Origin of the sequence: Paracoccus sp. (in: a-proteobacteria) (genome assembly GCF_030538495.1) — a bacterium.
In the GTDB taxonomy this organism is placed as follows: Bacteria; Pseudomonadota; Alphaproteobacteria; order Rhodobacterales; family Rhodobacteraceae; genus Paracoccus.
Window position 1 is genome coordinate 217,247 of sequence record NZ_JAUNTW010000004.1, and the last position, 2,404, is coordinate 219,650.

The window sequence follows — 2,404 nt, forward strand, 5'->3', positions numbered from 1 at the left end:
ACAAGCCAGAGCCTGCGTTGATGGTTACTGACCCCGGCGCTAAGTCGAAGGTGGTCCGCAGCGCCGCTGGGGTTATCCGGTATGTTGACCCACTGTCTACGCCATCCATGGCGATCAGGCGGGGAAGGGTAGGGTCTCTGTTTGCAGGAAGCGACCCAAAATCGAGGTCGATCTGCCGGTCCCCGGTCAGGTCGCCGCCTCCAGACAGGCCGGGGCCGGTTGTGATTTTCGACGTCCCCTTAGCCAAGTCAAAGTCACGCCTAAGGGTGAACGGCGAGGCTCTTGACAGGGTGTTGCTGTCCGCCCCCTCAATGGCGATCAGCCGGGGGTGTGAAGCATCCTCCGACATGACGGGAAGCGGGCCGAAGTCGAGGCTGATGCTGCGGTTTTGGCTCAAGGTCCCACCGCCCTTGAGTCCCGGTCCTACGGTCAGGTTCGTCCCAGTGATCTTGTCGAGTTGCGTCTGAATGTTCCCCGTCAGGCCCGTCGTGTAGTTCAACTGCGCTTGGGTCGCGTCGATCCTCCCGGTGATGTTCGGGAACGTGTTCTTGATGGTCCGCTTGATAGCACGGATGTGGTCATCACCTTGGGACGCAGGGTCGGTGGGCGTGGGGTTGGTGGGGACGAGTTGGTGAATGTGGGTGGGGTTTTCGAGGGCCATGAGGTGTCCTTGGGTGTGCTTTGGATGAGTCCAAGGAAAATTTTCGGTTCATCCTTCTATTCAGGCCGTTTGTGGAAACACTTTTTGAGCCAGCAGCTTATCCTTCTATTCAGGCCGTTTGTTGCCACACTTTTGAGCCCTCGGTTCATCCTTCTATTCAGGCCGTTTGTGTTTACACTTGGACTCACATTCAAGTCCAAGCATGTGGTGATGTTTCCACAAACGGCCTGAATAGGATAAGAACCCTCCCCCCGGTTAATCCCATAGATACTTAGAGAGTTACCTTAGGAGTTATCTTAGGTAGGACTTAGGGTGTGTCTTAAGGAAGTTACTGAGGAGTTCTAAGAGAGTTACCACCGTATTAAGGTATAACCTTAGGTAATCCTTAGGAGTAGCTTAAGGTCCCAAGGATGAACCTAAGGAGCGGCCTAAGGGGTCCGCAGATTGGGTGGTTATTCAAACCTGACACCACTCCGCGCACAGTTATTCCTCCGAACTTATTAACAAGCCCGGAACCAATAATAATAAAAATAATAATAATAAAGCCCCGGCTCTTTTGAGTCCACAATGCTGAAACCCCTACCCCCCTTTGGGACCCCTAACGGATCATTACGACACGGCGGGTCAGATCGCCCAGCCGCCCGCCTGCGGCGTAGTAATTAATGCTGTATTATTCGCCGATACCAATAATTATCATTATTTATCAACTATTTAGGTTGATCCTCGAGCGTGTTGTGTGACGTGGATTGTGACAGGGGGCGTCCGACAGCGCAGGCACCAAACCGCCCGCCGCCGGCCACAACGCGCGGGGCGGCTGCATTATCTAATAAGCAGGCGTCAGATATTAAACCCAAAATAGACGCATAGTGAACCGTCGGATTCCGCCGATTGAGTTTGTTACATAATACCGGCTTTAGGAAAGACGCACGAAAATGGCCCAGAATATCAAATACGTTGTCAATCAATTCGGTCAGGTAGTCACTCGCCGGGAACTCGAATTGGACCGTCAGTAATCCCGGCGAATCAGGCTCTGCTAGTCACGCGGGGCCACACCCAAAATAGACGCACTACGAACACACCTGAGGATCAACCAAATGACAAAACCCCGCCCGTATCTATTCTACGCCGCCGCTTACGCCGAATTTACACAGGCATTAAACAGTGCCCGTCGCTATCTGGCCAGCGACAGCGGTCACCCCTGCCGCGCCCTGTTTGTCTGCCCGCCGCCCCCTACCGCGCGTTGCTACCTGACCGCTGACGGGCTGACAGGCTATGCCGTGACACCTGACGGCAACCTCTGCGGGGTGTTTAACGTGTCCCCCACACTACGCCCCGCCCTGCCGGACATTCTGGAGGATCACGACTGGCGCGGCGGTTTCGACACGCTGACGCTGGACTGTTACGAGCCTCTGGCCGCGTATTACGCCCGTCACGGGTTTGTCGAAACGGGCCGCGACCGTTGGGACGACCGCTACGCCCCGCCGGGTGCGTCGGAGGTGCTGGGCACCCCTGACGTCGTCTATATGACCCGCCCTGCACCTGCACGTCAGGACGCCGCCGCATAACGGTATGGCCCCGCTAAACACGGCGGGGCTTACCCTTGGACCAATCCAATCCAAACGACACACACACACACATAGGAATGACAAAATGACCGCATTTGACACCACGCTAGCCAACGCAGTTGACGCCGCTATTGCCGATCTGGAGGCGATGACGGACGCCCAACCCAAGCCCAAGCCC

General features: G+C 55.8%; 2 protein-coding genes. One reads left to right on the plus strand and one right to left on the minus strand.

The genetic code is table 11. The features are described from left to right. The coding region (locus tag Q4G20_RS05545; RefSeq protein WP_303342385.1) for a hypothetical protein at positions 1-661 on the minus strand (661 nt) is incomplete at its 3' end. Between the two features lie 1,094 nt (positions 662-1,755). Between Q4G20_RS05545 and Q4G20_RS05550 the strand changes: the two genes are divergently transcribed. Beyond that, positions 1,756-2,226: a hypothetical protein gene (locus Q4G20_RS05550; RefSeq protein WP_303342386.1), complete on the plus strand. Its 471-nt coding sequence runs from the start codon at positions 1,756-1,758 to the stop codon at positions 2,224-2,226. Positions 2,227-2,404 lie beyond the last annotated feature (178 nt).

Excerpts from the sequence above, each read along its gene's own strand:
- Q4G20_RS05550 (WP_303342386.1), top strand. The coding sequence starts at position 1,756 with ATGACAAAACCCCGCCCGTATCTATTCTACGCCGCCGCTTACGCCGAA.